21 protein-coding genes are annotated in these 23,055 nt (G+C 68.9%); 8 read left to right on the plus strand and 13 right to left on the minus strand.

What is annotated here, in order from left to right:
- Nucleotides 1-2 precede the first annotated feature (2 nt).
- Nucleotides 3-962 carry a PDR/VanB family oxidoreductase gene (locus P3H15_RS30265; RefSeq protein WP_276140594.1) on the plus strand — a complete coding sequence of 320 codons (960 nt, stop codon included), beginning with the start codon at nt 3-5 and terminating at the stop codon, nt 960-962.
- A 6-nt stretch (nt 963-968) separates the two neighbouring features.
- On the opposite strand, the gene P3H15_RS30270 is transcribed toward P3H15_RS30265, so the two are convergent.
- Nucleotides 969-1,589, minus strand: a complete 621-nt coding sequence (locus tag P3H15_RS30270) for a response regulator transcription factor (protein ID WP_072936999.1) — start codon at nt 1,587-1,589, stop codon at nt 969-971.
- 225 nt (nt 1,590-1,814) lie between these two features.
- Here P3H15_RS30270 and P3H15_RS30275 point away from each other — a divergent pair, with 225 nt between their 5' ends.
- From P3H15_RS30275 to P3H15_RS30290, 4 genes are read left to right on the plus strand one after another with little or no spacing between them, the layout of a single operon-like run.
- On the plus strand, nt 1,815-2,408 hold the full coding sequence (locus tag P3H15_RS30275; RefSeq protein WP_276140595.1) for a flavin reductase: 594 nt from the start codon (nt 1,815-1,817) through the stop codon (nt 2,406-2,408).
- 2 nt (nt 2,409-2,410) lie between these two features.
- The gene (locus P3H15_RS30280) at nt 2,411-2,704 is read left to right on the plus strand and encodes a DUF485 domain-containing protein (protein WP_276140596.1); all 294 of its coding nucleotides are present in this window, start codon (nt 2,411-2,413) and stop codon (nt 2,702-2,704) included.
- A gap of 6 nt (nt 2,705-2,710) precedes the next feature.
- Nucleotides 2,711-4,261 (plus strand): cation acetate symporter, encoded by a 1,551-nt coding sequence (locus tag P3H15_RS30285; RefSeq protein WP_276140597.1) that lies wholly within the window; start codon nt 2,711-2,713, stop codon nt 4,259-4,261.
- Nucleotides 4,258-5,529: an amidase gene (locus P3H15_RS30290; RefSeq protein ID WP_276140598.1), complete on the plus strand. Its 1,272-nt coding sequence runs from the start codon at nt 4,258-4,260 to the stop codon at nt 5,527-5,529. The genes P3H15_RS30285 and P3H15_RS30290 overlap by 4 nt, the downstream gene beginning before the upstream one ends.
- 93 nt (nt 5,530-5,622) lie before the next feature.
- On the opposite strand, the gene P3H15_RS30295 is transcribed toward P3H15_RS30290, so the two are convergent.
- From P3H15_RS30295 to P3H15_RS30345, 11 genes are all read right to left on the minus strand, one after another.
- Nucleotides 5,623-6,585 (minus strand): helix-turn-helix domain-containing protein, encoded by a 963-nt coding sequence (locus P3H15_RS30295; RefSeq protein WP_276140599.1) that lies wholly within the window; start codon nt 6,583-6,585, stop codon nt 5,623-5,625.
- Between the two features lie 11 nt (nt 6,586-6,596).
- Nucleotides 6,597-7,895 carry a phenylacetate--CoA ligase PaaK gene (gene paaK / locus P3H15_RS30300; RefSeq protein WP_206008985.1) on the minus strand — a complete coding sequence of 433 codons (1,299 nt, stop codon included), beginning with the start codon at nt 7,893-7,895 and terminating at the stop codon, nt 6,597-6,599.
- Between the two features lie 32 nt (nt 7,896-7,927).
- Nucleotides 7,928-9,025, minus strand: a complete 1,098-nt coding sequence (gene paaE, locus P3H15_RS30305) for a 1,2-phenylacetyl-CoA epoxidase subunit PaaE (RefSeq protein WP_276140600.1) — start codon at nt 9,023-9,025, stop codon at nt 7,928-7,930.
- A 2-nt stretch (nt 9,026-9,027) separates the two neighbouring features.
- On the minus strand, nt 9,028-9,537 hold the full coding sequence (gene paaD / locus P3H15_RS30310) for a 1,2-phenylacetyl-CoA epoxidase subunit PaaD (RefSeq protein ID WP_276140601.1): 510 nt from the start codon (nt 9,535-9,537) through the stop codon (nt 9,028-9,030).
- 1 nt (nt 9,538) lies between these two features.
- Nucleotides 9,539-10,456 (minus strand): 1,2-phenylacetyl-CoA epoxidase subunit PaaC, encoded by a 918-nt coding sequence (gene paaC, locus P3H15_RS30315; protein WP_276140602.1) that lies wholly within the window; start codon nt 10,454-10,456, stop codon nt 9,539-9,541.
- Between the two features lie 49 nt (nt 10,457-10,505).
- The gene (paaB, locus tag P3H15_RS30320) at nt 10,506-10,811 is read right to left on the minus strand and encodes a 1,2-phenylacetyl-CoA epoxidase subunit PaaB (protein WP_072936989.1); all 306 of its coding nucleotides are present in this window, start codon (nt 10,809-10,811) and stop codon (nt 10,506-10,508) included.
- Nucleotides 10,808-11,761: a 1,2-phenylacetyl-CoA epoxidase subunit PaaA gene (gene paaA, locus P3H15_RS30325; protein ID WP_072936988.1), complete on the minus strand. Its 954-nt coding sequence runs from the start codon at nt 11,759-11,761 to the stop codon at nt 10,808-10,810. The genes paaB and paaA overlap by 4 nt, the downstream gene beginning before the upstream one ends.
- An 86-nt stretch (nt 11,762-11,847) precedes the next feature.
- Nucleotides 11,848-12,639 (minus strand): enoyl-CoA hydratase-related protein, encoded by a 792-nt coding sequence (locus P3H15_RS30330; RefSeq protein WP_276140603.1) that lies wholly within the window; start codon nt 12,637-12,639, stop codon nt 11,848-11,850.
- 37 nt (nt 12,640-12,676) lie between these two features.
- On the minus strand, nt 12,677-13,531 hold the full coding sequence (locus P3H15_RS30335) for a 3-hydroxyacyl-CoA dehydrogenase family protein (RefSeq protein ID WP_276140604.1): 855 nt from the start codon (nt 13,529-13,531) through the stop codon (nt 12,677-12,679).
- Nucleotides 13,528-14,256: an enoyl-CoA hydratase/isomerase family protein gene (locus tag P3H15_RS30340; RefSeq protein WP_276140605.1), complete on the minus strand. Its 729-nt coding sequence runs from the start codon at nt 14,254-14,256 to the stop codon at nt 13,528-13,530. Before P3H15_RS30340 ends, P3H15_RS30335 begins: the two co-directional genes overlap by 4 nt.
- A complete protein-coding gene (locus tag P3H15_RS30345; protein ID WP_276140606.1) occupies nt 14,253-15,473 on the minus strand; it encodes an acetyl-CoA C-acyltransferase in 1,221 nt (406 codons plus the stop codon). The genes P3H15_RS30340 and P3H15_RS30345 overlap by 4 nt, the downstream gene beginning before the upstream one ends.
- Before the next feature lie 159 nt (nt 15,474-15,632).
- Between P3H15_RS30345 and paaZ the strand changes: the two genes are divergently transcribed.
- Genes paaZ through paaI form a run of 3 tightly spaced genes read left to right on the plus strand, consistent with a single transcriptional unit; the run spans nt 15,633 to nt 18,416 of the window.
- Nucleotides 15,633-17,672, plus strand: coding sequence for a phenylacetic acid degradation bifunctional protein PaaZ (paaZ, locus tag P3H15_RS30350; RefSeq protein WP_276140607.1), 2,040 nt, complete (start codon nt 15,633-15,635; stop codon nt 17,670-17,672).
- On the plus strand, nt 17,669-17,986 hold the full coding sequence (locus P3H15_RS30355; protein ID WP_095862069.1) for an EthD family reductase: 318 nt from the start codon (nt 17,669-17,671) through the stop codon (nt 17,984-17,986). Before paaZ ends, P3H15_RS30355 begins: the two co-directional genes overlap by 4 nt.
- Nucleotides 17,987-17,993: 7 nt before the next feature.
- Nucleotides 17,994-18,416 carry a hydroxyphenylacetyl-CoA thioesterase PaaI gene (gene paaI / locus P3H15_RS30360; RefSeq protein ID WP_276140608.1) on the plus strand — a complete coding sequence of 141 codons (423 nt, stop codon included), beginning with the start codon at nt 17,994-17,996 and terminating at the stop codon, nt 18,414-18,416.
- A 21-nt stretch (nt 18,417-18,437) separates the two neighbouring features.
- Here the strand turns inward: paaI and P3H15_RS30365 are convergent, their stop codons facing one another.
- A complete protein-coding gene (locus tag P3H15_RS30365) occupies nt 18,438-22,922 on the minus strand; it encodes an AAA domain-containing protein (protein ID WP_276140609.1) in 4,485 nt (1,494 codons plus the stop codon).
- Between the last annotated feature and the right edge of the window lie 133 nt (nt 22,923-23,055).

Here is a 23,055-nt window from a genome sequence, read left to right on the forward strand (position 1 = left end):
CCATGAGCATGTTCACTGTCACTGTCGCGGAGATCGTCGAGGAAACGCCGGACATCAAGTCGTTCCGGCTGGTCCGGACGGACGGTTCACCGTTCGACCCGTACCCTGCGGGCGCCCACATCGACATCCTCGGACCCACCGAGGTCCTCACCCAGTACTCGCTGTGCAGCCCGCCGCACGAGTCCGAATCGTATGTCGTCGCCGTCAAACGCGAGACCGGTCCGCGCGGCGCCTCGGCCGCGCTGCACGATCACGTGACGACCGGCAGCGAGTTGCGGATCAGCGGGCCGCGGACACTGCTCACGCTCGCCGAGGGCGCCGATCGGCACATCCTCGTCGCGGCGGGGATCGGGCTGACGCCGATGCTGAGTCTGGCGTTCGCGTTGCATCGGCGGGGACAGCGATTCGACCTGCACTACTTCGCGCGCACGAGGGCGCAGGCCGCGTTCGTCGACCTGCTGGAGAATTCGGATTTCCGTCAGGACGTGCACCAGCACTTCGGCCTCACGCGGGACGACCAGTTCTCGGCGCTCGAGAAGATCCTGGCGGACGCGTCCGCCGCCACCCACGTCTACACGTGCGGCCCCGAAGGTTTCATGGATCGGGTGCGCCTGCTGGCCGAACCTGCGGTCGGCGAGGACGCGGTCCACTTCGAACACTTCGAGGCGGCGACGCCTGCCGCGACCGAGTCGGATACGGCGTTCGAGGTGGAACTCGACACGGGCGAGGTGTTCGAAGTGCCGGCCGGGAAATCCATCGCCGACGTCCTCGAAGAGAACGACATCGAGATCGACACCTCGTGCCGGGAAGGGATCTGCGGCACGTGCGTCCTGGACGTGCTCGAGGGCGAGCCCGACCACCGTGACAATTGCCTCACCAAGAGTGAGAGAAAAGCGGGAGACAGAATCGCCGCGTGTGTGTCGCGCGCGAAATCCGCGCGACTCGTCGTCGAGCTTCCCTGAACACTGTCAGGTCACGGAAAGTCCGGCCTGCAGAATGTCGCGCACGAGAACCGCAATGCTCTCTGCTCCGGTCTTTTCCTTGATGCGCGTGCGATGCACGTCGACCGTCTTCACGCTGATGCCCAGCTCTTTGGCGATGTTCTTGCTCGGCAGCCCGTCGAGCACGAGTGCGAGAATTTCCCGCTCCCGCACCGTCAGCGCGTCTATCCGACCCTGCAGTTCCGTTCGGTTGCGGCGCTCGCCGAATCGTTGCCGCGCGACCCGGAGCGCATCCTGGATCACGTCGAGCATGTGCTGCGGATCGTAGGGCTTCTCGATGAACGTCAGCGCACCCCGCTGCAATGCCCGCACCGACATCTTGATGTCGCCGTGCGCCGACACGAAGATGATCGGAATCGGGGATTCGTCGGCGAGGAGTGTCTCCTGGAGCTGGAATCCTCCGACTTCCGGCATCCTGACGTCCAGGACGAGGCAGGCCGGGATGTCGCGCCGGTACTCCTCGAGGAACGACTGCACGGAGAAGTAGTACTCCGACGTGATGTTGACCGAATCGAGCAGCCACGCAAGCGATGCGCACAACTCCTGATCGTCGTCGACGATGTAAACCCGTGTTTCTTGCTGCTCCATCGAATCCTGCCTCGCACAGATGGCTTGCTTCCCCGTCCAGTCAACACCGACCGTAACGGAAGCGATAGGCAACTGAAGAAATCCCTTACCCGGATACGCGACTTCCTGCGAGAAAGTAGCGTCGCCGCCAATGTTCCAGCGCACGAGCGCGTCATATCCTTCTTTGCAGGATCGCCGGCGCCACGTGGTGACACGACTTCCCGTTCCGACTCACGGAGGCTGAAAATGCCCGAACTCACTCCCATGCAACTGAACTTCCGCACCGCCATGGCGAATCTGCCCGCCGCGGTCAACGTCGTGACGACCGACGGCCCCGCCGGGCGCTGCGGAATGACCGTCACCGCGGTCTGCTCGGTGACCGACTCCCCTCCTACGGCGCTCGTGTGCGTGAATCAGAACAGCGCGATGCACAACGTATTCCGGGAAAATGGCCGGGTCGGCATCAACGTGCTCGCCGGCGACGACGAAGAGCTGGCCATGCATTTCGCGGGCGCGACGAAAGTAGCGATGGCGGACCGCTTCCAGTGGGACATCTGGGAGGAGGACACCGGGGACGGTGTCCCGATCCTGCGCGCCGCCCATGTGGTGCTCGCGGGCCGGATCGCCGACGTCAAGACAATGGGATCGCATTCGGTGATGTTCATCGAACTCGACCGCGTCCGGACACGCGAACAGGGCGACAGCCTCGTCTACTTCCAGCGCAAGTTCCACCGATTGTCGGTCCCGGTCGAGTCCCCCGACTGGCTGTTCTACGACGAATGGTCCGATCCGATCACCGTGACACCCGCCCTCGTTCCCACCGCAGCCGGAGGTAGATAGACATGGACACCTCGCCACCTCGAGAAGGGGTCCCACAGGATTCCGACCTGCAGGAGCTCGCAGATACCCGTGCCGCCCTGACGTTTCGTCTCAGCGCCCTGGTCCTCGCCCTGTTCCTGCCCCTGCCGATTCTCGGCGGGTTCACCTCGCTGCTGGACGGTGTCGTGTTCAGCGGTGTCACCGTGGCATGGCTCTACGCCGTCGCGCAGTTCGCCGTCGCCATCGTCGTGGCCCGGTATTACATGGCGCGTGCCGCCGAACTCGACGCCCGAACCGCATCGCGGACGAAAGGATAACGCGCCGTGAACCTCGTCTCTGCGTCACTCTTCGCGGCGCTCGTCGCTGTCACCCTGATGATCACCGCGTGGGCTTCCAAGCGGAACAAGTCGGCCGCCGATCACTACGTGGCGGGCGGCAGCCTCACCGGTCGCCAGAACGGTGTCGCAATCGCCGGCGACTTCATCTCTGCCGCCTCGTTTCTCGGCGTCACCGGCGCGATCGCCCTGACCGGTTTCAACGGGTTCTATCTCGCGGTCTTCGTGCCCGTCGCGTTCGTTCTCGCGATGCTGCTGATCGCCGAACCGCTGCGCAACCTCGGCCGCTTCACGTTGGCGGATGTCCTCGCCACCCGCTTCCCCGGCAAGGACGTGCGCTCGATGATGGCGCTCAGCACGGTGGTGATCAGCGTGGTCTATCTCGTGTCGCAGTTGGTCGGCGCCGCACTGCTGGTATCGCTGCTGTTCGACCTCGACTACGCGGTGGCCGTGCTGATCATCGGAACACTCACCACCGCATACACGCTCGTCGGCGGGATGCTCGCCACCAGCTGGATCCAGATCATCAAAACCGGTCTGCTCATGGTGTGTGCCGTCGTGCTGTTCGTTCTCGTGCTCGTGCGCTTCGACTTCAACCCCTTCGGCCCGTTCAGCACCGCGCTCGCCGAATTCGGTCAGTCGTTCGTCGCGCCGCAGCGCACGTCGGGCACGGCGTCGTTCGACCAGTTGTCGCAGACCGTCGGGCTCGTTCTCGGCGTGCTCGGCCTGCCGCACGTCATGATCCGATTCCTCACCGTCCCGGACGCGAGGCAGGCGAGAACGTCCGCCTACACGGCGATCTGGATCTTCTTCGCGTTCTACCTCCTGGTTCCCGTGCTCGGCTACGGCGCCGCCAAGCTGGTCGGGGTCGAGGTGATCAAGTCCGAGAACCGCGGCGGCAACCTCGCGGTCGCCCAGCTCGCGGAAACCGTCGGCGGCGGGGTGCTGCTGGCGTTCGTCGCGGCCGTAGCGTTCGTGACCATTCTGGCCGCGCTGTCCGGACTGGTGATCGCGACATCGGGTGCGATCGCACACGATCTGTACGGGCAGGTGATCCGCAACGGTTCGGTATCGGCGAAGGCTCAGCACCGCGCGGCCCGGGTGGCGACCGTGGCGACCTGCGTCATCGGTGTCGCCATCGCGTTCGCGGCGCAGAAGCAGAACGTCGCGTTCCTCGCGTCGCTGGGAATGTCCATCGCCGCGTGCGCGAACCTGCCTGCGCTGCTGCTGACCATGTACTGGAAGCGCATGACGGCACGTGCCGTCATCTCCGGCATCGTCGTCGGCCTGGTGCTGTCGATCACCGTCATCCTGCTCAGCCCGGTCGTCCAGGGGCCGGACTCCATCCTCGGATTCTCGAACCCGGCACTCGCCGTGGCGCCCCTCTCGCTGGCGGTGTCCGTCGTCGTCGCACTGATGTCGGCGCCGTCCGGGGAAACCAAGGCACGAGCCGACCGCCTCTTCTCGGTGATGCGCACCCGGGCGCTCACCGGACAGACCGAGACGGAGAACGACGACACGATGGCGGCGACACGATGAAGACGGAACTACGGTCACCACTTCGGGACTTGGTCGAGCAGCTGTCGGCGGGTTCGACGACGCCGGTCGACGTGGCGGAGGCGGCACTCGCGCGGATCGCGGACCTGGATCCGACGATCCGCGCCTGGGCTCACCTCGATCCCGACGCGGTGCGGACTGCGGCCGCCCGGATCCAATCCAGCGACCCCGGCGGCCTGCTGTGGGGTGTCCCCGTCGGCGTCAAGGATCTGATCGACGTCGCCGGCATGCCGACGCGCTGCGGCAGCGAGCTGCGGAGCGCGGAACCGGCGTCGACGGACGCCGACTGTGTGGCGCGTGCGCGTGCACTCGGTGCGCTCCCGGTCGGCAAGACCGTGACCACCGAGTTCGGGTATTTCAAGCCCGGCCCGACCCGCAATCCGCGCGCCGTGGACCACACCCCCGGCGGGTCGTCGAGCGGTTCGGCGGCAGCGGTGGCCGCGGGCATGGTGCCGCTGGCGTTCGGCACGCAGACCGCGGGATCGCTGACCCGGCCGGCGTCGTTCTGCGGAGTCGCGGGTTTCGTCACCGCCCACGGCGAACTCCCGACCGCCGGCATCACCGGATTGAGTCCCCGCCTCGACACGGTGGGGCTGCTGGCACGCACGGTGTCCGATCTGCACTTCGCGTGGACGGCGCTGCGCGACGGCACCCGGGCGCCCGCTCTCGAGCCTTCCGCGCCGCACCGGCTCCGCCTGTGGAGTGGGTTCGAACTCGGCGAGGTGTCCCCGGACATGACGGCGGCGCTCAGGACCACCGCGGGTGCCGCGCAGTCCGCGGGTGTCCGGTGCCGTGAGATGGATGCCGCCGCGGCCGTCGTGGCGCTGACCGAACACCACCACACGGTGATGGCATACGACGCCACCCGGGAACGCGCCGTCGAGGCGGCGCAGCCCGACAAGATCAGTGCACCCCTCGCCGAATTGTTCACCGCGGGAGCCCGGACCACCGAGGCGCAGTACCGCGCCGCCCTGGCCGGGATCACCGAGACCCGGCGGTTGCTGCTCGCGGCATTGGACGAGGACGAGGCCGTCCTCGGACCCGCCGCACTCGGCGCCGCTCCCCGCGGCCACGACGCGACGGGGACGCCCGTATTGAGCCGACCGTGGCAGGCGATGGGCCTGCCCGTGGTCACCATCCCCGGCAAGCGCGACAGCGCGGGCCTGCCCCTCGGATTGCAGCTGATCGGTCGCCCCGGCGCCGAGCAACGCCTGTTCGAGACGGCAGCGTGGCTCGAATCCGTGCTCTGACACCCTCCATCGGCTCGGCACCCGCCCGCCGCACGTGAGCGGGAAAGTGTGTTCCGGCACGCTTTCCCACTCACGTGGAGCGGTGCGCCGACCTCACACGCTGATCGACAGGAGTTCCTGTTCGCGGAAGGCTCGCGGCGACACGCCGTACGTGTCCTTGAACAGCCGCGAGAAGTGCGAAGAGTTGACGAGACCGTACCGGGCACAGATGGTTCCGATGCTCTCGCCGCGGAAGCGGACGTCCTTGAGGTCGCGGCGGCACTTCTCGAGCCTGCGGTGACGGATCCACCCGGCCACCGTGTGCCCGTCCGCCTCGAACATCTTCTGCAGGTGCCGCGTCGACACGTGGTGCTGGGACGCCACCGTGGCGGTGTCGAGCGCCGGGTCGTGCAGGTGCGCGTCGATGAACGACTTCACCCGGAGCAGCAGGGTCGCGCCGGGAGCGGTGGCGTCGGCCGGTGCCTCCGCCTGCACCGCCGCACTGAGCAGGTCGACGACGGCGTCCTCGACGAGGGGGGTCGTCGGCATCGTGCCGGTCACGACGGAGTGGTGGAGGTTCGTCAGGAACGGCGAGACGAGCGCGCCCATCCCGGTGCTGCCGCGGATGCGGCGCGCCGACACCGTGCCCAGTTCCCGCGAGGCGATGCGCAGCAGTTCGCGGGGAAACATCAGCACGAACATGCTGAAGTCGCCGGCGAAGTGCAGGTCGTACGGCTTGCTGGTGTCGTAGACGGCGAAATCGCCGGGCCCGAGCACGGCCTCACGGTCGTCCTGGACGATGACGCCGCGGCCCGACAGTTGCAGGCCCACCTTCACCAGGCCGGGGTCGGACCGCTTGATGGACGTGCGGGTCCGCCGGACGTCCACCGCCCGTCCCCCGACCTCGCTGAGCTGCAGTCCGCCGAGCGCGGTGGTGCGCAGAGTCCCGGTGAACCTGGCCTCGCCGTCCTCGGCGGTGGACACCACGGCGAGGGGGACGAACGCCGTGGAGACGGCCTGCCGCCAGTGTTCGAACTGGCCGTCGTCGTGACGCGCGTGTTCACCACCGAGACGCACCTTCGATCACCTCACAGAGCGGAGCGGTTGTCGATCAGTCGCCGTGCCTTGCCGAGCGACCGCTCCAGTGCGCCGGAGGCCACCACGTCCACCTTCACGCTCACTCCGATGCGGTTCTTGACCAGCTTCTGGAGTTCGGCGGCGGAACGGGGATGGTCGGTGGCGGACGCGTCGGGGCGGGCTTCGACTCGTACGGTCAGTTCGTCCATCCTACCGGGGCGATCGAGGATGCACTGGAACTGCGGGGCCAGCGCGGACACGGTGAGGATCAGTTCCTCGATCTGGGTGGGGAACAGATTCACCCCGCGCAGGATGATCATGTCGTCGGTGCGCCCGGTGACCTTCTGCATCCGCCGCACCGACCGCGCCGTGCCCGGCAGCAGTCGGGTGAGGTCGCGGGTGCGGTACCGGATGATCGGCATGGCCTCCTTGGTGAGCGAGGTGAAGACGAGTTCGCCCTCCTCGCCGTCGGGCAGCACCGCACCGGTGACCGGGTCGATGATCTCCGGGTAGAAGTGGTCCTCCCAGATGTGCAGGCCGTCCTTGGTGTCGACGCATTCCATCGCCACACCGGGGCCCATCACCTCGGACAGCCCGTAGATGTCCACGGCGTCCATGTTCAGCTGCTTCTCGAGTTCGGTGCGCATCTCCTCGGTCCATGGCTCCGCGCCGAACACCCCGGTCCGCAGCGACGTCTTCGACGGGTCGATGCCCTTCTTGATCATCGCGTCGACGATGGTGAGCATGTACGACGGGGTCACCATGATCGCGTCGGGTTCGAAGTCCTCGATCAGCTGGATCTGCCGGTCGGTCATGCCCCCGGACATCGGGATCACCGTGCAGCCCAGCCGTTCGGCGCCGTAGTGCGCGCCGAGGCCGCCGGTGAACAGGCCGTACCCGTACGCGACGTGCACCTTGTCGGACGGCTTCACGCCACCGGCCCGCAGGCTCCGGGCGATCAGGTCGGCCCAGTTGCTGATGTCGTTCGCGGTGTACCCGACCACCGTCGGCCGTCCCGTGGTGCCGGAGGAGGCGTGGATGCGGGAGACCTTCTCCTGCGGCACCGCGAACATCCCGAACGGGTAGTTCGCCCGCAGGTCCGCCTTCGCGGTGAACGGGAACTTCGCCAGATCGGACAGGTCCTTCAGGTCGCTCGGGTGCACACCGGCGTCGTCGAACGCCTTCCGGTAATGCGGAACGTTGGTGTACGCGTGGAGAAGTGACCACTGCAGACGTTCGAGTTGCAGCGTCGAGATCCGGTCGCGCGTGGCGAACTCGATGTCCTGCGAGGGGGTGGCGATACTGGTCATTCTAGTCTCCGGGGTGGGCGGGCTGGGTAAGGTCAGGCGTCGAAATCGACGGTCACGTTGTCGCTGACCGGGAAGGTCTGGCACGTCAGCACGAAGCCGGAGTCGACCTCGTAGTCCTCGAGCGCGTAGTTGCGGCGCATGTCCACGTCACCGCACGTGATCTTCGCGCGACACGTTCCGCAGACGCCGCCCTTGCAGGCGAACGGAAGGTCCGAGCGGTATTTCTCGGCGGCGTCGAGGATCGACTCGTCCCGCGGCAACGTCGCGGTGGTCGAGCGGCCGTCCAGGACGAGGGTCACCTCGCTGCTCGGCCCGGTGACACCGGGTTCGCGGTGCGTCTCCATCGGCGGCGGGACGTCGTCGACGAAGAACAATTCGTGGTGCACGCGGCTCTTGTCGATCTGCAGTTCACCGAGAACCGTCTCGGCGTCGGTGACCATCCCGAACGGGCCGCAGAGCCAGAAGTGGTCGATGTCGGCGAGCGGCACGATCGACGTGAACAGGGCACGCAACCGGTCGGCGTCGAGGCGCCCGGTGAACAGTTCCACCTCCCGCGGTTCGCGGGACAGGACGTGGACGACGTCGAAGCGCGACCCGTACGTGTCCTTGAGGTCGGCGATCTCCTCGGCGAACATCACCGAGCGGGTGCGCCGGTTGCCGTACAGGAGAACGACTTCGGCGTCGGGGTTGGCGAGCATCGACGCGGCGATCGACAGCATCGGGGTGATGCCCGATCCGGCGGCGATCAGCACGTGCCTGCCGCCGGCGGCGGGGTCGGCGACGAACGATCCGCTCGGGCCCTGCACCTCGATCCGGTCGCCGGGCCGGACGTCGCGGACGAGCCACGTCGAGAACAGACCGTCGGACACCTCGCGCACACCGACCCGCGGCGCGGAACCGGCAGGCGCGCAGATGGAGTACGAGCGGCGGTGCTCGACGCCGTCGATCGTGCGCCGCAGGGTGAGCGACTGGCCGGGGCCGAACGCGAACTCGTCGGCGAGGTCGGCGGGGACGTCGAACGTGACCGCGACCGCGTCGTCACACAGGGATTCGACGTCGGCGACGGTGAGCGTGTGGAACGCCCTGTTGCGCAACGCCGCGCCGGGCTTCGGGGACACCGCTGTGGTCATGATCAGATTTCCTTCACGTGATCGAAGGGTTCGAGGCAGTCGAGGCACCTGTACAGCGCCTTGCACAGCGTCGCCCCGAATTCCGAGTCGAGACGGGTGTTGGCGGAGTGGCAGACCGGGCACGTGACGGCCCGCGGCTTGACGGTAAGGGTCAGCGGGACGGGCCCGGACGTGCGCAGGGGCGCGGGACCCGGTGTCGAGTAGCCGTTCTCGCGCAGCTTGCGCCGGCCGTCGTCGCTGATCCAGTCGGTGCTCCACGGCGGAGTGAGGACCGTCCGGACCTCGACGCTGCCGAAGCCGGCGTCCTGCAGGGTGTGCTCGATGTCGTCGCGCATCGTGGCCATGGCGGGGCAGCCGGAGTAGGTGGGGGTGATGGTGACGACCACCGATCCGTCGGCGTGCTCCTCGACGTCGCGGAGCACACCCAGATCGGCCAGGGTCAGCATCGGCATCTCGGGGTCCAGGACGGACTCGGCGAGGCGGCGGGCGCCGCTGCGCACTGCGGCGGTCATGTCACCACACTCCTTCCGGATGAGCCCGGGCCACGCTCTGCATCTCGGCGAGCAGCAGTCCGAGGGCCTCGGTGTGCAGGCCTTGACGTCCGGCCCGGCCGCCGACGGTGCCGACGGTGCGACCCGTGGGGGCAGTGAGTTCCGCGGCCTTCAGCACCTGGGCGAGGACGGTGTCGAATTCCTCGCGGAGATCCCGCGGGTCGACGCCGACACCCACACCTGCGAGGGCGAGTTCCTCGGTGGTCGGGGTGAAGAGTTCCTCGACGTACGGCCACACCCGGGCGAGGGCGTCCTCCATGCGCGACTTCGACTCCGCCGTACCGCAACCGAGCGTCACCACCCACCGGGCGGCGTAGTCGCGGTGGTAGGTCAGTTCCTTGACGCCCTTCACGGCGACCGCCGCGAGAACGGGGTCGCGGGAGGTGCGCAGGCGGTCGAACAGGGCCAGCCGCCACGTGGCGAAGACCAGCAGTCGCGTGACGGTCTGCGCGAAGTCTCCGTTGTCGAGTTCGGCCAGCCGGGTGTTGCGGAACCGGTTCTCGTCGCGGAAGAACGCAAGCGCGTCCTCGGCGGGAATCGGGCTCGTGTCCGAAATGAACGGCACCACCGACGCGTCCGCGGCGGCCGCCCGGGCGAGCAGCAGTCGCGCCTGTCCGAGCAGGTCGAGACCGACGTTCGCGAGCGCCACCTCCTCCTCGAGTTCCGGTGCGCGCGTGCTCCACTCGGCGAGCCGCTGCGAGCTGATCAGCGCGTCGTCGCCGAGCATCAGGCAGTAGCCGGCCAGGGCGGCGAGGTCGACGTCACCCGGAACCGTGGTGTCGACGCCGGCCAGGGGGTCGTCGAAGCTGGTGCCGAAAGCCCACTGGCCGTGGCTGTCTTCGTCGACGAGGCCGTCGTAGGCGTTGTCGTGGTCGGTCATCGGTACATCCTCGGAATTCTCGTCGGCCTGCGAAATGGTCTGGGCCGGATCACATGTGGGGAACGTTGTCGGGGATCTCGTAGAACGTGGGGTGCCGGTACACCTTGTCGCCGCTGGGCGCGAAGTACGGGTCCTTCTCCGACGGGCTGGACGCCACGATCGAACTGGACCGCACCACCCAGATGCTCACACCCTCGTTGCGCCGGGTGTACACGTCCCGCGCGTGGCGGACGGCCATCTCGTCGTCGGCGGCGTGCAGGGATCCGACGTGGACGTGGTTGAGTCCGCGCTTGCCCCGCAGGAACACCTCGTACAGGGGCCAGTCCGCGCGCACCGCGGTGTCGTCCGTGCTCATCGTGCGTTCTCCTTGTTGCTCTCGCGGCGGGCGAAGGCCGTTGCGGCCTCCCGCACCCACGCCCCGTTCTCGTGTGCTGCCCGCCGGTTGGCGACGCGTTCGACGCTCGAGGCGCCGTTGCCCTTGATCACCTGCATGAACTCGCTCCAGTCGGGTTCCCCGAAGTCGTGGGCGCCGCGTTCGGCGTTCCACTTCAGGTCCGGATCCGGGAACGTCACGCCGAGGACCTCGGCCTGTGGGATGGACATGTCGACGAACCGCTGACGGAGTTCGTCGTTGGTGTGCCGCTTGATGCGCCACTTCATGGACTGCTCGGAGTTCGGCGACTGGTCGTCCGGCGGTCCGAACATCATCAGCGCCGGCCACCACCACCGGTTCACCGACTCCTGCACCATCTCCCGCTGGGCGTCGCTGCCGCGCATCATCGTCATCAGCAGTTCGAATCCCTGCCGCTGGTGGAACGACTCCTCCTTGCAGACCCGGATCATCGCGCGGGCGTACGGCCCGAAGGAGCTGCGGCACAACGGCACCTGGTTGCAGATCGCGGCGCCGTCGACCAGCCACCCGATGACGCCCACGTCGGCGTAGGTGAGCGTCGGGTAGTTGAAGATCGAGGAGTACTTCTGCTTGCCCTCGATCAGCTTCTGAGTGAGGTCGGCGCGATCGGCGCCGAGCGTCTCGGCGGCCGAGTACAGGTACAGGCCGTGCCCCGCCTCGTCCTGGACCTTCGCCATGAGGATCGCCTTGCGACGCAGCGACGGCGCGCGGGTGAGCCAGTTGCCCTCCGGCTGCATGCCGATGATCTCCGAGTGCGCGTGCTGCGCGATCTGCCGGATCAGCGTCTTGCGGTAGCCGTCGGGCATCCAGTCCCGGGGCTCGACCCTCTGGTCGGCGGCGATGGTGTCGTCGAAGAGCGTTTGCAGCTCATCGGAAGCGTGTGACGTGGTCATATGTCCTACCTCTATTACCGAATGATCGGTTGGTATCAAGTATGCATGTCTGCCCCCGCCCACACAAGGGCGGGAGCCGAATTACGTCAGTGTCCTTCGAAGGTGGGCGTGCGTTTCGCGAGGAACGCGTCGACCGCACTGCGGTGGTCCTTCGACCGTCCGAGCGCCTCCGCGGCCTCACGCTCCCGCTCGAGCGCTTCCGACAGCCCCGTGGACGCCGCGGAGACCAGGGATTTGACCTGCGCATACGCGGCCGTGGGACCGTCGGCGAGCTGCCGCGCCAGCGCGGCGGCCGCGTCCCCGAGTTCGGCGTCGGGCACCACCCGGTGCACCAGCCCCCAGTCCAGCGCCTGCGCGGCGGTGAACCGGTCGCCGAGCATCATCAGCCCCGTCGCGCGGCTCGCCCCGAGCGCCTCGACGAGCGTGTGACTGAGGCCGGAGTCCCCGGCCAGGGCGATCCCGGTGAACGCGGTGGCGAACTTGGCGCCCTCCCCCGCGATCCGGATGTCCCCGGCAAGGGCGATGCCGAGACCCGCCCCGACGCACGCCCCGTTGATCGCGACGACCACCGGCACCCGGACCCCGGCCAGGGCCCGGAGCAGCGGGTTGTAGTGCTCGGCGACGGTGTCCATCGCGTGTGCGGGATCGGCCTCGAGGCCGGCCACGTGCTCGGCCAGGTCCTGGCCGACGCAGAAGTTCTTCCCCTCCGCCGCCAGCAGCAGGGCACGCACACTGTCGTCGCCGGCCACCTTCTCGACCGCGGCGAGCAACTGTTCCTTCACCGCGCGGTCGAGTGCGTTGGACGCGCCCGCCCGGCGCAGGGTGATGGTGGCCAGTCCCGCGTCCACGGAAAGTCCGATCACGTCGTTACTGCTCATGACAATGCGCCTCCTGCTGGTTGTGGTGGGTGGCCTCTCAGGACCAGGTGTAGAAGCCTTGGCCGGTCTTGCGGCCGAGTTCGCCGCGGGCGACCTTCTCGCGGAGCAGGGCGGGCGGGGCGAACCGCTCGCCGAGGGTCTTCGCGAGGTGCTCGGCGATCGCGAGCCGGACGTCGAGGCCGACCAGGTCGGTGGACCGCAGCGGCCCCATCGGATGCCGGTATCCCAGTTCCATGGCCCGGTCGATGGACTCGGCGTCGGCGACACCCTCCTCGAGCATGCGGATGGCCTCGAGCCCGAGGCACACCCCGAGCCGGCTGGTCGCGAATCCCGGGGAGTCGTTGACGAGCACCTCGGTCTTGCCCAGCAGGGACACCCACTCGCGCACCGTCTCGACCACGCCGGTGTCGGTGGCGGGGGCCCGCACGATCTCCACGAGCGTCGACGCCGGGACGGGGTTGAAGAAGTGCATGCCGATCAGGCGGGCCGGATCGTTCAGCGCGCCGCCGAGTTCGGCGATCGAGATCGAGCTGGTGTTGGTCGCGATCACGGTGGCCGGCGAGACGGTCTTCTCGACCAGCGCCAGCACGGACAGTTTGAGGTCGACCAGCTCCGGCACCGCCTCGACCACCAGATCCAGGGCGGGCGGGAGCGCGTCGGGCGCCTCCACCGTCGACACCCGTCCGAGGATCGTCGCGGGGTCGGCGTCGCCGAGCTTGCCGCGCTCGTGCGCCCGGTCGAGTCCGTCGGACACCCGCCCCAGGGCCGCCTGCCGGTCGCCGCTCTCGGCGATGGTGACGGTGGCGCCGAGGGTGGCGAAGACCTGCGCGATGCCCGCGCCCATCCGTCCGCCGCCGACCACTCCGACATTCTTCGGTGCTGTGCTCGTCATCGTTTCTTCTCCAGAAAGGCAGTCATACGGTCATGTTTGTCGCGGCTCTCGAACAGCACCGCCTGCGCGATGTCGTCGGCGAACGGGTGCGAGCCCGGTGCGTCGACGATCATCTTCGTCAGCTTCAGGGCCAGCGGCGCCGAACGGGTGATGCGGTCGATGACCTTGTGCGCTGCGGCGATGTGCTCGCCGGCGGGGACGACGTCCATCACGAGTCCGTGCCGCAGCGCCGCGTCGGCGTCGAGGTTCCTTCCGCCGAGCAGCACCTGCTTGGCGACGGATGTGCCGACCAGTTCGGGCAGCCGGTAGCTGGCCCCAGCGGCGGCCATGATGCCCAGTCCCGGCTCCGGGTTCCCGAAGACCGCGGTCTCGGTGGCGATGCGGATATCGCAGGCGTAGGACAGTTCGGCGCCGCCGCCGAGCGCGTACCCGCTCACCGCGGCCACGGTGGGCAGCGGCAGCTTCGCGATCCGGTCGAACAGCGTGCGGTTGATACCGGCGAATGCCTCGTCGCGGCCGCGTTCGCGCAGCTCGGCGATGTCGGCGCCGCCGGCGAAGTGCTCGCCCTCGCCGGTCAGCAGCAGCGGCTTCGGTGTCGCCTCCACCGCCGCGCACACCTGGTGCAGTTCGGCGATCATCTCCGCGTTGATCGCGTTGCGCTGCGCCGGGCGGTGCAGCGTGACGACCATCCGGTCGTCGCGGTCCTCGACCTTCAGCGTGTTCACGGCGCCTCGATCAGCATCGCGACGCCCTGGCCGACGCCCACGCACAGCGTGGCCAGCCCGCGGCGGGCGCCTTCGCGTTCCATCCGGCCGAGCAGCGTCAGCAGGATCCGCGCACCCGAGCAGCCCAGCGGGTGGCCGAGGGCGATGGCGCCACCGTCGGCGTTGACGATCGACTCGTCCAATTTCAGCTGCCGGATCACGCCGAGCGACTGCGCGGCGAAGGCCTCGTTGAGTTCGGCGGCGCCGAGGTCGGAAATCGACCAGTTGGCGCGGGCCAGCGCCTTGCGGGTGGCCGGGACCGGACCCAGACCCATGACGTTCGGGGCGATGCCCGCGCTGGCGCTGGTGACGATGCGGCCGCGGACGGTCAGGCCGTACCGCTCGACGGCGGCCTCGCTCGCGACGACGAGGGCCGCGGCGCCGTCCGACAGCGACGACGACGAACCGGCGGTGACGATGCCGCCGGGGCGGAACACCGGTTTCAGCGTGCCCAGCTTCTCCAGGGTGGTGCCCCGCCTGGGGGTTTCGTCGGCGGTCAGTTCCCCCTCGCGCAGCGGCACCGGGACGATCTCGCGGTCGAACCGGCCGGCGTCGACGGCGGCGATCGCCCGCTCCTGGCTGCGCAGCGCGAACGCGTCGCTCTCGGCGCGGGTGATGCCCTCGAGCGCGGCGACCTCCTCGGCCGTCTCGCCCATCGACAACGTCACCTTTCGGACATCCGGTCCGGCACCGGCCGGCACGTCGCGGTCGGCGGCGGTGAACCGCGGGTTCGTGAACCGCCAGCCGAGCGAGGTGTCCGCCACCTCCCCCGGACGCGCCCACGGGGTGCCGGGCTTGGCCATCACCCACGGCGCCCGGGTCATGGATTCGACGCCGCCGGCGATCACGATGTCGGCCTCGCCGGCGCGGATGGTGTGCGCGGCCGACGCGACGGCGGTCAGACCACTCGCGCACAGCCGGTTCACCGTGTAGCCGGGAACGCTGTCCGGCAGGCCCGCGAGCAGCACCGCCATCCGTGCGACGTCGCGGTTGTCCTCGCCCGCCTGGTTCGCGGCACCGAGAATCACCTCGTCGACGGCCTCGCCCGGGATACCGGCCCGGCGGGCCGCCTCGGCCACGACGAGACCCGCAAGGTCGTCGGGGCGCACTCCTGCGAGCGCTCCGCCGTACCGACCCTGCGGGGTACGGGCTCCGTCCACCAGAAACACTTCGGCCACAGTCTTCTCCTTCACGGGGGTGCCGTCTATTAATAACCGAATCTTCGGTCGGTACGCAAGGGCAGGTCGCGATGGGAAACTTCACATCCTCCCTTGACAACCAGCGGGTAGAGCGACGATTCTGTTAACCGACCGAACGTACGGTGAAATGGAGTTGTCGTGAGCAAGTTACTGGAAAGCTACGCCGCCGGACGCTGGTACACCGCGCCGGACGAGGGAACCCCGCTGCTGAGCGCGGTCGACGGCTCCGAGGTGGCGCGCATCTCCGCAACCGGCCTCGACCTCGGCGAGATGGTGACCTACGCCCGCGAGGTCGGCGGACCGGCCCTGGCGAAGCTGACCTTCCACGAGCGCGCCGCCGCCCTCAAGGCGCTCGCCCTCACGCTCATGGCAGGCAAGGACGAGTTCTACGCCGTCTCCACCTCGACCGGCGCCACCAAGCGCGACTCCGGCGTCGACATCGACGGCGGCTTCGGCACCCTCCTCAGCTACGCGAGCAAGGCCCGCCGCGAACTCCCCAACGACACCGTCTACCTCGACGGCGCGTTCGAACAGCTCGGCAAGAAGGGCACGTTCCTCGGCCAGCACGTCTACACCTCCCGCCGCGGCGTGGCCGTCCAGATCAACGCGTTCAACTTCCCCGTGTGGGGCTTCCTCGAGAAGCTCGCCCCCGCGTTCATCGCCGGCGTCCCGTCGATCGTGAAGCCGGCGAGCCAGTCGGCCTACCTCACCGAGCTCGTGTTCCGTCGCATCATCGAGTCCGGGCTCCTGCCCGAGGGCTCGGTCCAGCTGCTGTCGGGGAGCGCCCGCGGGCTGCTCGACCACCTCGGCGGTCAGGACTCCGTCGCGTTCACCGGCTCCGCCGACACCGCGGCCACCCTGCGGGCGCACCCGAACGTCGTCGGTGAGGGCGTCCACTTCAACGCCGAGGCCGACTCGCTCAACGCCTCGATCCTCGGTTCCGACGTCGAACCGGGCAGCGAGGAATTCGACCTCTACGTCAAGCAGCTCGTCACCGAGATGACGGTGAAGGCCGGCCAGAAGTGCACCGCCATCCGGCGCGCCCTCGTGCCGTCCGCGTTGATGGACGACGTCATCGCCGCGGCCGAGGCCCGGCTGTCCCGCGTCGTCGTCGGCGCCCCCGACGCCGAAGGCGTCACGATGGGTGCGCTCGCCAGCATCGAACAGCGCGACGAGGTGCTCAAGTCGCTCCGCGGCCTCACCAAGTCGGCGCAGATCGTCGTCGGCGACCCGGACAACTTCGAGGTCGTCGGCGCCGACAAGGCGACCGGCGCGTTCCTGCCGCCGATCCTGCTGCGCTCCGACGACAAGGACGCCACCGAACCCCACGACATCGAGGCCTTCGGTCCCGTCAGCACCGTCATCGGATACGACAGCACCGACGAGGTCATCGCACTCGCCGCCCGCGGCAAGGGCAGCCTCGTCGCCTCCCTCGTCACCCGCGACTCCGCACTCGCCCGCGACATCGTGCTCGGCCTCGCCCCGTTCCACGGCCGCGTCCTCGTCCTCAACCGCGACGACGCCAAGGAATCCACCGGCCACGGCTCACCGCTGCCCGTCCTCGTGCACGGCGGCCCCGGACGCGCCGGCGGCGGCGAGGAACTCGGCGGCATCCGCGGCATCCTGCACCACATGCAGCGCACCGCGGTCCAGGCCACCCCCGACATCCTCACCGCGGTCGGGAACAAGTGGGTCACCGGCTCCCAGCGCAACGACGACGGCGTCCACCCGTTCCGGAAGAACCTCGCGCAGTTGCGGATCGGCGACACCGTCGTCGGCGGACCCCGCCAGGTCACCCTCGCCGACATCGACCACTTCGCCGAGTTCACCGGCGACACGTTCTACGCGCACACCGACCCCGAGGCCGCCGCCGCCAACCCGCTGTTCGGTGGCATCGTCGCCCACGGGTACCTGGTGGTCTCCCTCGCCGCCGGCCTGTTCGTCGAACCCAACCCCGGCCCCGTCCTCGCCAACTTCGGCGTCGACAACCTCCGGTTCCTCACCCCCGTCAAGGCCGACGACAGCCTCACCGTCACCCTGACCGCGAAGCTCATCACCCCGCGCAGCAGCGCGGACTACGGTGAAGTCCGTTGGGATGCAGTCGTCGTCAACCAGGACGGCGACCCCGTCGCAACGTACGACGTTCTCACCCTCGTCGCCAAAGGAGAAGATGCATGAGTTTCAAGGTCGCCGTCTGTTACGGCCAGCCCGATGACCCCGACGCGTTCGACGCCTACTACCGCGACACCCACATGCCGCTGGCACGCAAGGTCCCCGGCCTGTCCGACTTCACGTGGGGCAAGTGCAGCGCCCTCGACGGCGGGACACCGCCGTACTACGCCGTCGCGAGCCTCGTCTTCCCCGACGCCGCGACCATGAAGTCGGGGTTGCAGTCCGAGGAGATGAAGCAGGCGGGCAAGGACGTCCGCAACTTCGCCACCGGCGGCGTCACCATGTACGTCCAAGAAGAAGAATCCGTCTACAACCAGTAGGAGAACCATGACTGTCGACGCGTCCGCGGAATGCCGTATCGCGCGGGAGATGTTCGAGGCAGACAACGCGTCCCGCGCGCTCGGCATCCAGATCCTCGAGCTCAGCCCCGGTCACGCGGTCGCGTCGATGGTCGTGGGTGAGACCATGGTCAACGGTCACGGCATCACCCACGGCGGCTTCGTGTTCACCCTCGCCGACACCGCATTCGCGATGGCGTGCAACGGGTACGACACTGCCGCGGTCGCCGCCCGCGCCGACATCCGGTTCCTCACGGCCACCCGCCTCGGCGACACCCTCGTCGCCGAGGCCGTGGAGCGGGCCCGCTTCGGGCGCAACGGCCTCTACGACGTCACCGTCCGCCGCGGCGACGACGTCATCGCCGAGTTCCGCGGCGACAGTCGTTGCCTCCGGCCCGTGAGTACTTATTAACCGCGGGACGTTAACAAGTACTCACGGGTGCGAAGCGCCTATGGGTGCCGCGTGCTTCCCGCGCTCGGTCGCGGCGGCCGCATCGCGCGCCGCGCGTTCGGTGGCGGCGGCCTCGATGGCCATCGCGTGATCGACCGCGTGCGGGGCAATGCCCAGGTTGTCCAGCGTGTCCCACAGGCTCGACAGGGCGGCCTTCGGGTCGAGGTAGTACTCCGATTCGCGGACGCGCCAGAACGTCCAGCCGCACCGCTTGAGTTCCTGCTCGCGTTCGAGGTCCGCGATCCGCTGTTCCGGGGTGGTCGAGAAGGCGTCGCCGTCGCATTCGACGGCGAGCCTCCTGGTGCCGCCGGTGACGACGAGGTCGATGCGCCGATTGTTCACCTCGACTTGGGAATTGACGTGGTAGCCGCGTTCGGCGATGTCGTTGAACACCCGCTGTTCGAGGAGATTGTCGAACGGGGGGATCCGCACGTCGCGATCGACGTCCTGCGGCATCGGGTCGGCCGGCGCCGGCGACGTCGACATCATGTAGCTCAGTAGGGAGTTGCGCAGGTCGGCCCGCTTCAGTTCGTCGACGGTCACGGAGTGGAACAGCCACAGCTGATCCTGGGCCCGTGTCGCCGCGACGTTGAACCGCCGCTTGTACTGGTTCGCCGTCAGCGGTGCGAAGTTCTGTTCCGGTCCCACGACCATCGACAGGAAGACGACGCTCCGTTCGTCGCCCTGGAAGTCCGGCGGCGTCCCGACACGCAGCCGCCGCTGCTCCCACTGTTCGATACCGATGCGCTTGACGAGTTCGGTGCGGATGGCGTCGACCTGGGACTGCCCCTGCAGCACGACGATTCCGAATGTCTTGCCGTCGTAGCGGGGGTCGACGAGGCATTCGATGAGCTGATCGACGAGGGCGGCGGCCTCGACGTGGTTGGTGAGCGTCGAGTCCTTGCCCGACACAGAGGCGTCGGATACGTACGTATGTTTCAGCGGCGGAAGCCGATCCGCGCCGAACTGCCGCACCGGGACCAGCGGCAGTTCGCCGTAGAACTGGGTGCTCGACCAGTTGATGATCTCGGGCATGGAGCGGAAGTGCTCACGGAGCCGGACCACCTGCCCGAAGCTGGTGCGCAGAATCGAGAACAGACTCGACCGCGGGGTGAGCGTGGCCTGGACGTACTCGGGGAGGTCGGGCAGGTACGCGTCCAGGCGGGTGAACACGTCGTCGAGGGTGCCGCTGGTGGGGATGTCGGCGGGGGCGCACTGCTTGTCGTCGCCGACGACGATGACCCGCGGCGCCAGCCACAGGAGGAACAGGTTGGTGATGTCGGCCTGGCTCGCCTCGTCGACGATGACGACGTCGAAGCTGCCCGGCACGGGCGGGATGGACGCGAGGACCTGCTGCAGCGGCATCACCCACGCGGGCACCGCGCCCTGCGCCTCCCCCATCGCGGATCGTGCTGCGCTGCGGTACTTCTCGGCGTACTTTCCGGCACCTGCGCCGATACTCGAGATGTGCTCGCGGTACGTCTGCAGTGCCCGCACCTGGTCGGCCGTCAGGTGTTCGAGGCAGTCGCGCCAGGCGGTCGCGGCCGCGAGCCGCGCGGTGAGGTGCGCGAGATCCGCGTCGACGGCGTTGAGTTCGGCTTCGAGTTCCTGCTCACGACCGGCCCGGTGCTGCTCGGTGACCCATTGGCGGGCGCGGCGCCACGCCCAGGCCTCCGACATCTGCCAGCTCATCTCGTCCCACTCGGTGAGCGCCGCCGTCCTGCGCACCAGGTCGTACAGTGCCGGCGCGACGGGTGACAGCCGGTCGGACAGCTCGTCGAACAGCCGCTGATCCTGCTGTTCGACGCGGGCGATCGCGTACCGGGTGAGCGCCTCGGAGAGGGCGGCGTTGTCGGCCTGGTCGAGCGCCGCCACCAGGGCGGCGCCTTCGGGTGAGGGTCCCGCGTCGACCTCGGTGGAGACGGCGGAGACGATGGTGTCGAGTTCCGCACGCGCACTGTCCACGTCGGCGCGGGTGGTGATGGCCTCCGCGGCCCCGGCCACCGCGGTGGCGTCCGCGAGGTTACGGATCCGCGGCGCGTTCGGGGACAGCGCGAACAGTTCACGGGCCAGCGCGTCGCGGGCGACGAGGAGTGCGCGCACGCGGGCCACCCGGCCGACGATCATGTTGAGGCTGTCGACCTGAACGGCACGAGACCCGTTCATGTCCACCGGAATCCGCAGATCGGCCAGCAGGGTGGCGGCGGTCTGCGCGGCGTCGTGGGCGCGCAGGTGCTCGGTCACCAGCCGCACCGTGGCGGCGGTCGTGGCGGGTACGCCGTCGACGGTGGCGTCGAGGCCGAGCTCTTCGACGGCCTTCTGCTCCTCGCTGCGACGGAACCGGGCCTTCCATTCGACGGTGCCGGATTCGAGGGCGACGGCGAGCGCACCCACCGCCTGCAGGGCGGGTCGAGTCATGACGGCGCACTGGACGTCCTGCGCACCGATGTACCGGTCGGCGGCGGCGGCCGCCTCGACGATCGCGGGCAGCGCGTCCAGGCGCCCCCACAGGTGGGTGGCCCGGCCGGACAGGACGGTGTCGGCGAGGCTCTGGAACTGGCCGTCCAGGTCGAGGACGTCGTGAGCGCGGGCCTGCAGTTCCTTGCAGTGCCTGCGAATGGAGTACGCGGTCTCCGGATCGACGCCGCCGAGGACCTCGAGCAGGTGCGCCGACTGCGGGGTGTCGATGGGGATGCTGGTCGACGCGCGCGAGCAGAGCCGTTCGAGTTCGGCCCGGTTCGGCAGCAGGGAGTCCAGCGCGGGAAGTGTCTGGCGTGCACGCTGCGCGCGCTCGGGGGACGCCGTCACGCACAGCCGGCGCAGGGTCTCGACCTCGGTGCCGGTGAGGGGCGGCTGCTCGCTGAGCAGCGGTCCGGGAAGCCACTCGAACGCGTCCTGCAGGCCCATGACCTTGCGGACGATGGTGGCGGCGGTGCCCTCGTAGCCGTCGGCGACGGCGTCGTGCTGGTACGTCTCGGACTCGCGCAGTGCCTTCACCTGCTCGAGCACGACGGCCCGCTTCTGCACGGCCTCGTCCCGCTGGGCGCGAAGGTCGGCGATCTTCTGGCCCTCGCTGTGCGGGTTGAACGACGACTTCCGTTCGGCGATGGTCGCCACACTGCGGGTGAGCTCGTCCGAGCCGCCGCGGGACAGGTCGGTGATCGAGACGCACAGTTCCTGCATCTCGGGCGGGAGCTTGTCCCTCAGGACGCGGAGCGCCTGCGCCTTCTCGCTCGTGACGAGCACCCGCTGGCCGCGGGCGAGCAGCGCTGACACCAGGTTGGCGATCGTGTGGGTCTTGCCCGTCCCGGGCGGGCCCTCGACCACCACTCCGCTGTCGCCGCCGAGCCGCTCGATGATCTGCGACTGCTCGGCGTTGGCCGGAAGCGGGAAGAGCGGGTCCTCGGCGAGAGTGGAGGAGGTGGCGGCGCCGGTGCGCTCGAGCCACGACAGCCGGTCCGCCGGTTCGATCGCCTCGACCAGCTGGGCGAGCCCGAGCGGGACGGTCGCGCCGTCGCCGTCGAGGTGGGAGATCATCTGCTCGTAGTACTCGACCAGGGCGAACGCGCTGCGCTTGCGCAGCACCAGGGCGGGCGACAGCGTGACGGTGCCGTCTGCGTGGTCGGCGGGCTGCCGGATGTCGTCCCGAACGGCGACGTACGCCGTCAGCGACTTCGGAGCCCACTCCGCGAGCAGTGTGCGGACGCCGTCGCTCAGCGGCGACGTGACGGTGTCCTGCAGTTGCTTCTGCAGCGGCATCGCGTGCGCGCTGTCGTAGACGTCCAGTCCGGTGAACATCTGGGAGTCTTCGAGCCGGGGCTGGGAGCCCGCGATCAGCCGCACCAGCAGGTCGCCGGTCCGCGGATCGCGGTGGATGCTCGCCGACTGGGTGACCAGGTGGGTCTGGACACCGCCGTCCGGTCCCGCACCCGCCAGGGTCAGCAGTCCGGACGCGAGCACGAGTTCGATCGACTCGGGGCGGGCGTTCAGCTCCTGCAGCATCCGCTGCAGCGACTGGTACAGATCGGCGTGCGGGCGACGCTCCCGATCCGCCTTCGCCCACGCCTGCCAGCGCGGCACGTACGCGTCGAACGCCTTCCGGACGTCGTACGCGCGACGCACGTCGTATTCCTCGTCGGAGTCCTCGGAGTACGCGTCGGACGCGTTCAGCTCGAGGTCGGACCGCGAGCTGTCGGCCCGGGCCGACGCGTCCACCCAGCCGGCCAGGACGGTCGGCAGGTCCGGCGGATCCTCGACGCCGATGAGGGGCACTCGCAGGACGATGTCGCCCTGCGCGGCGTCGGAATCGAGTGGGATCGTCCGGCCGTCCTGATGCAGCCATTCGACCTGTTCGTGCTGGTCGACGCGGAGAACCGGCTTCGTGCGAGCCCGGACGATCTCCCGCAGGAACTGCAGCAGGCGCTGGACGCGGCCTGCGAGCTCGGCGTCGTTTTCGGGACTCGACAATGTAAACCTCTGCGAATTCTCGGTAATGACGTGCGCTTGCCCCCGCCGTGCACACTATCGGGTCGAGCGGGAGAAGTTCGAGGCGTCGCCCCCTGTCAGGGGGACTGGACGGTCGCTCGAGGGGCGAAACAAG

This window comes from Rhodococcus sp. T2V, assembly GCF_029269925.1.
GTDB lineage: Bacteria > Actinomycetota > Actinomycetes > Mycobacteriales > Mycobacteriaceae > Rhodococcus_F > Rhodococcus_F koreensis.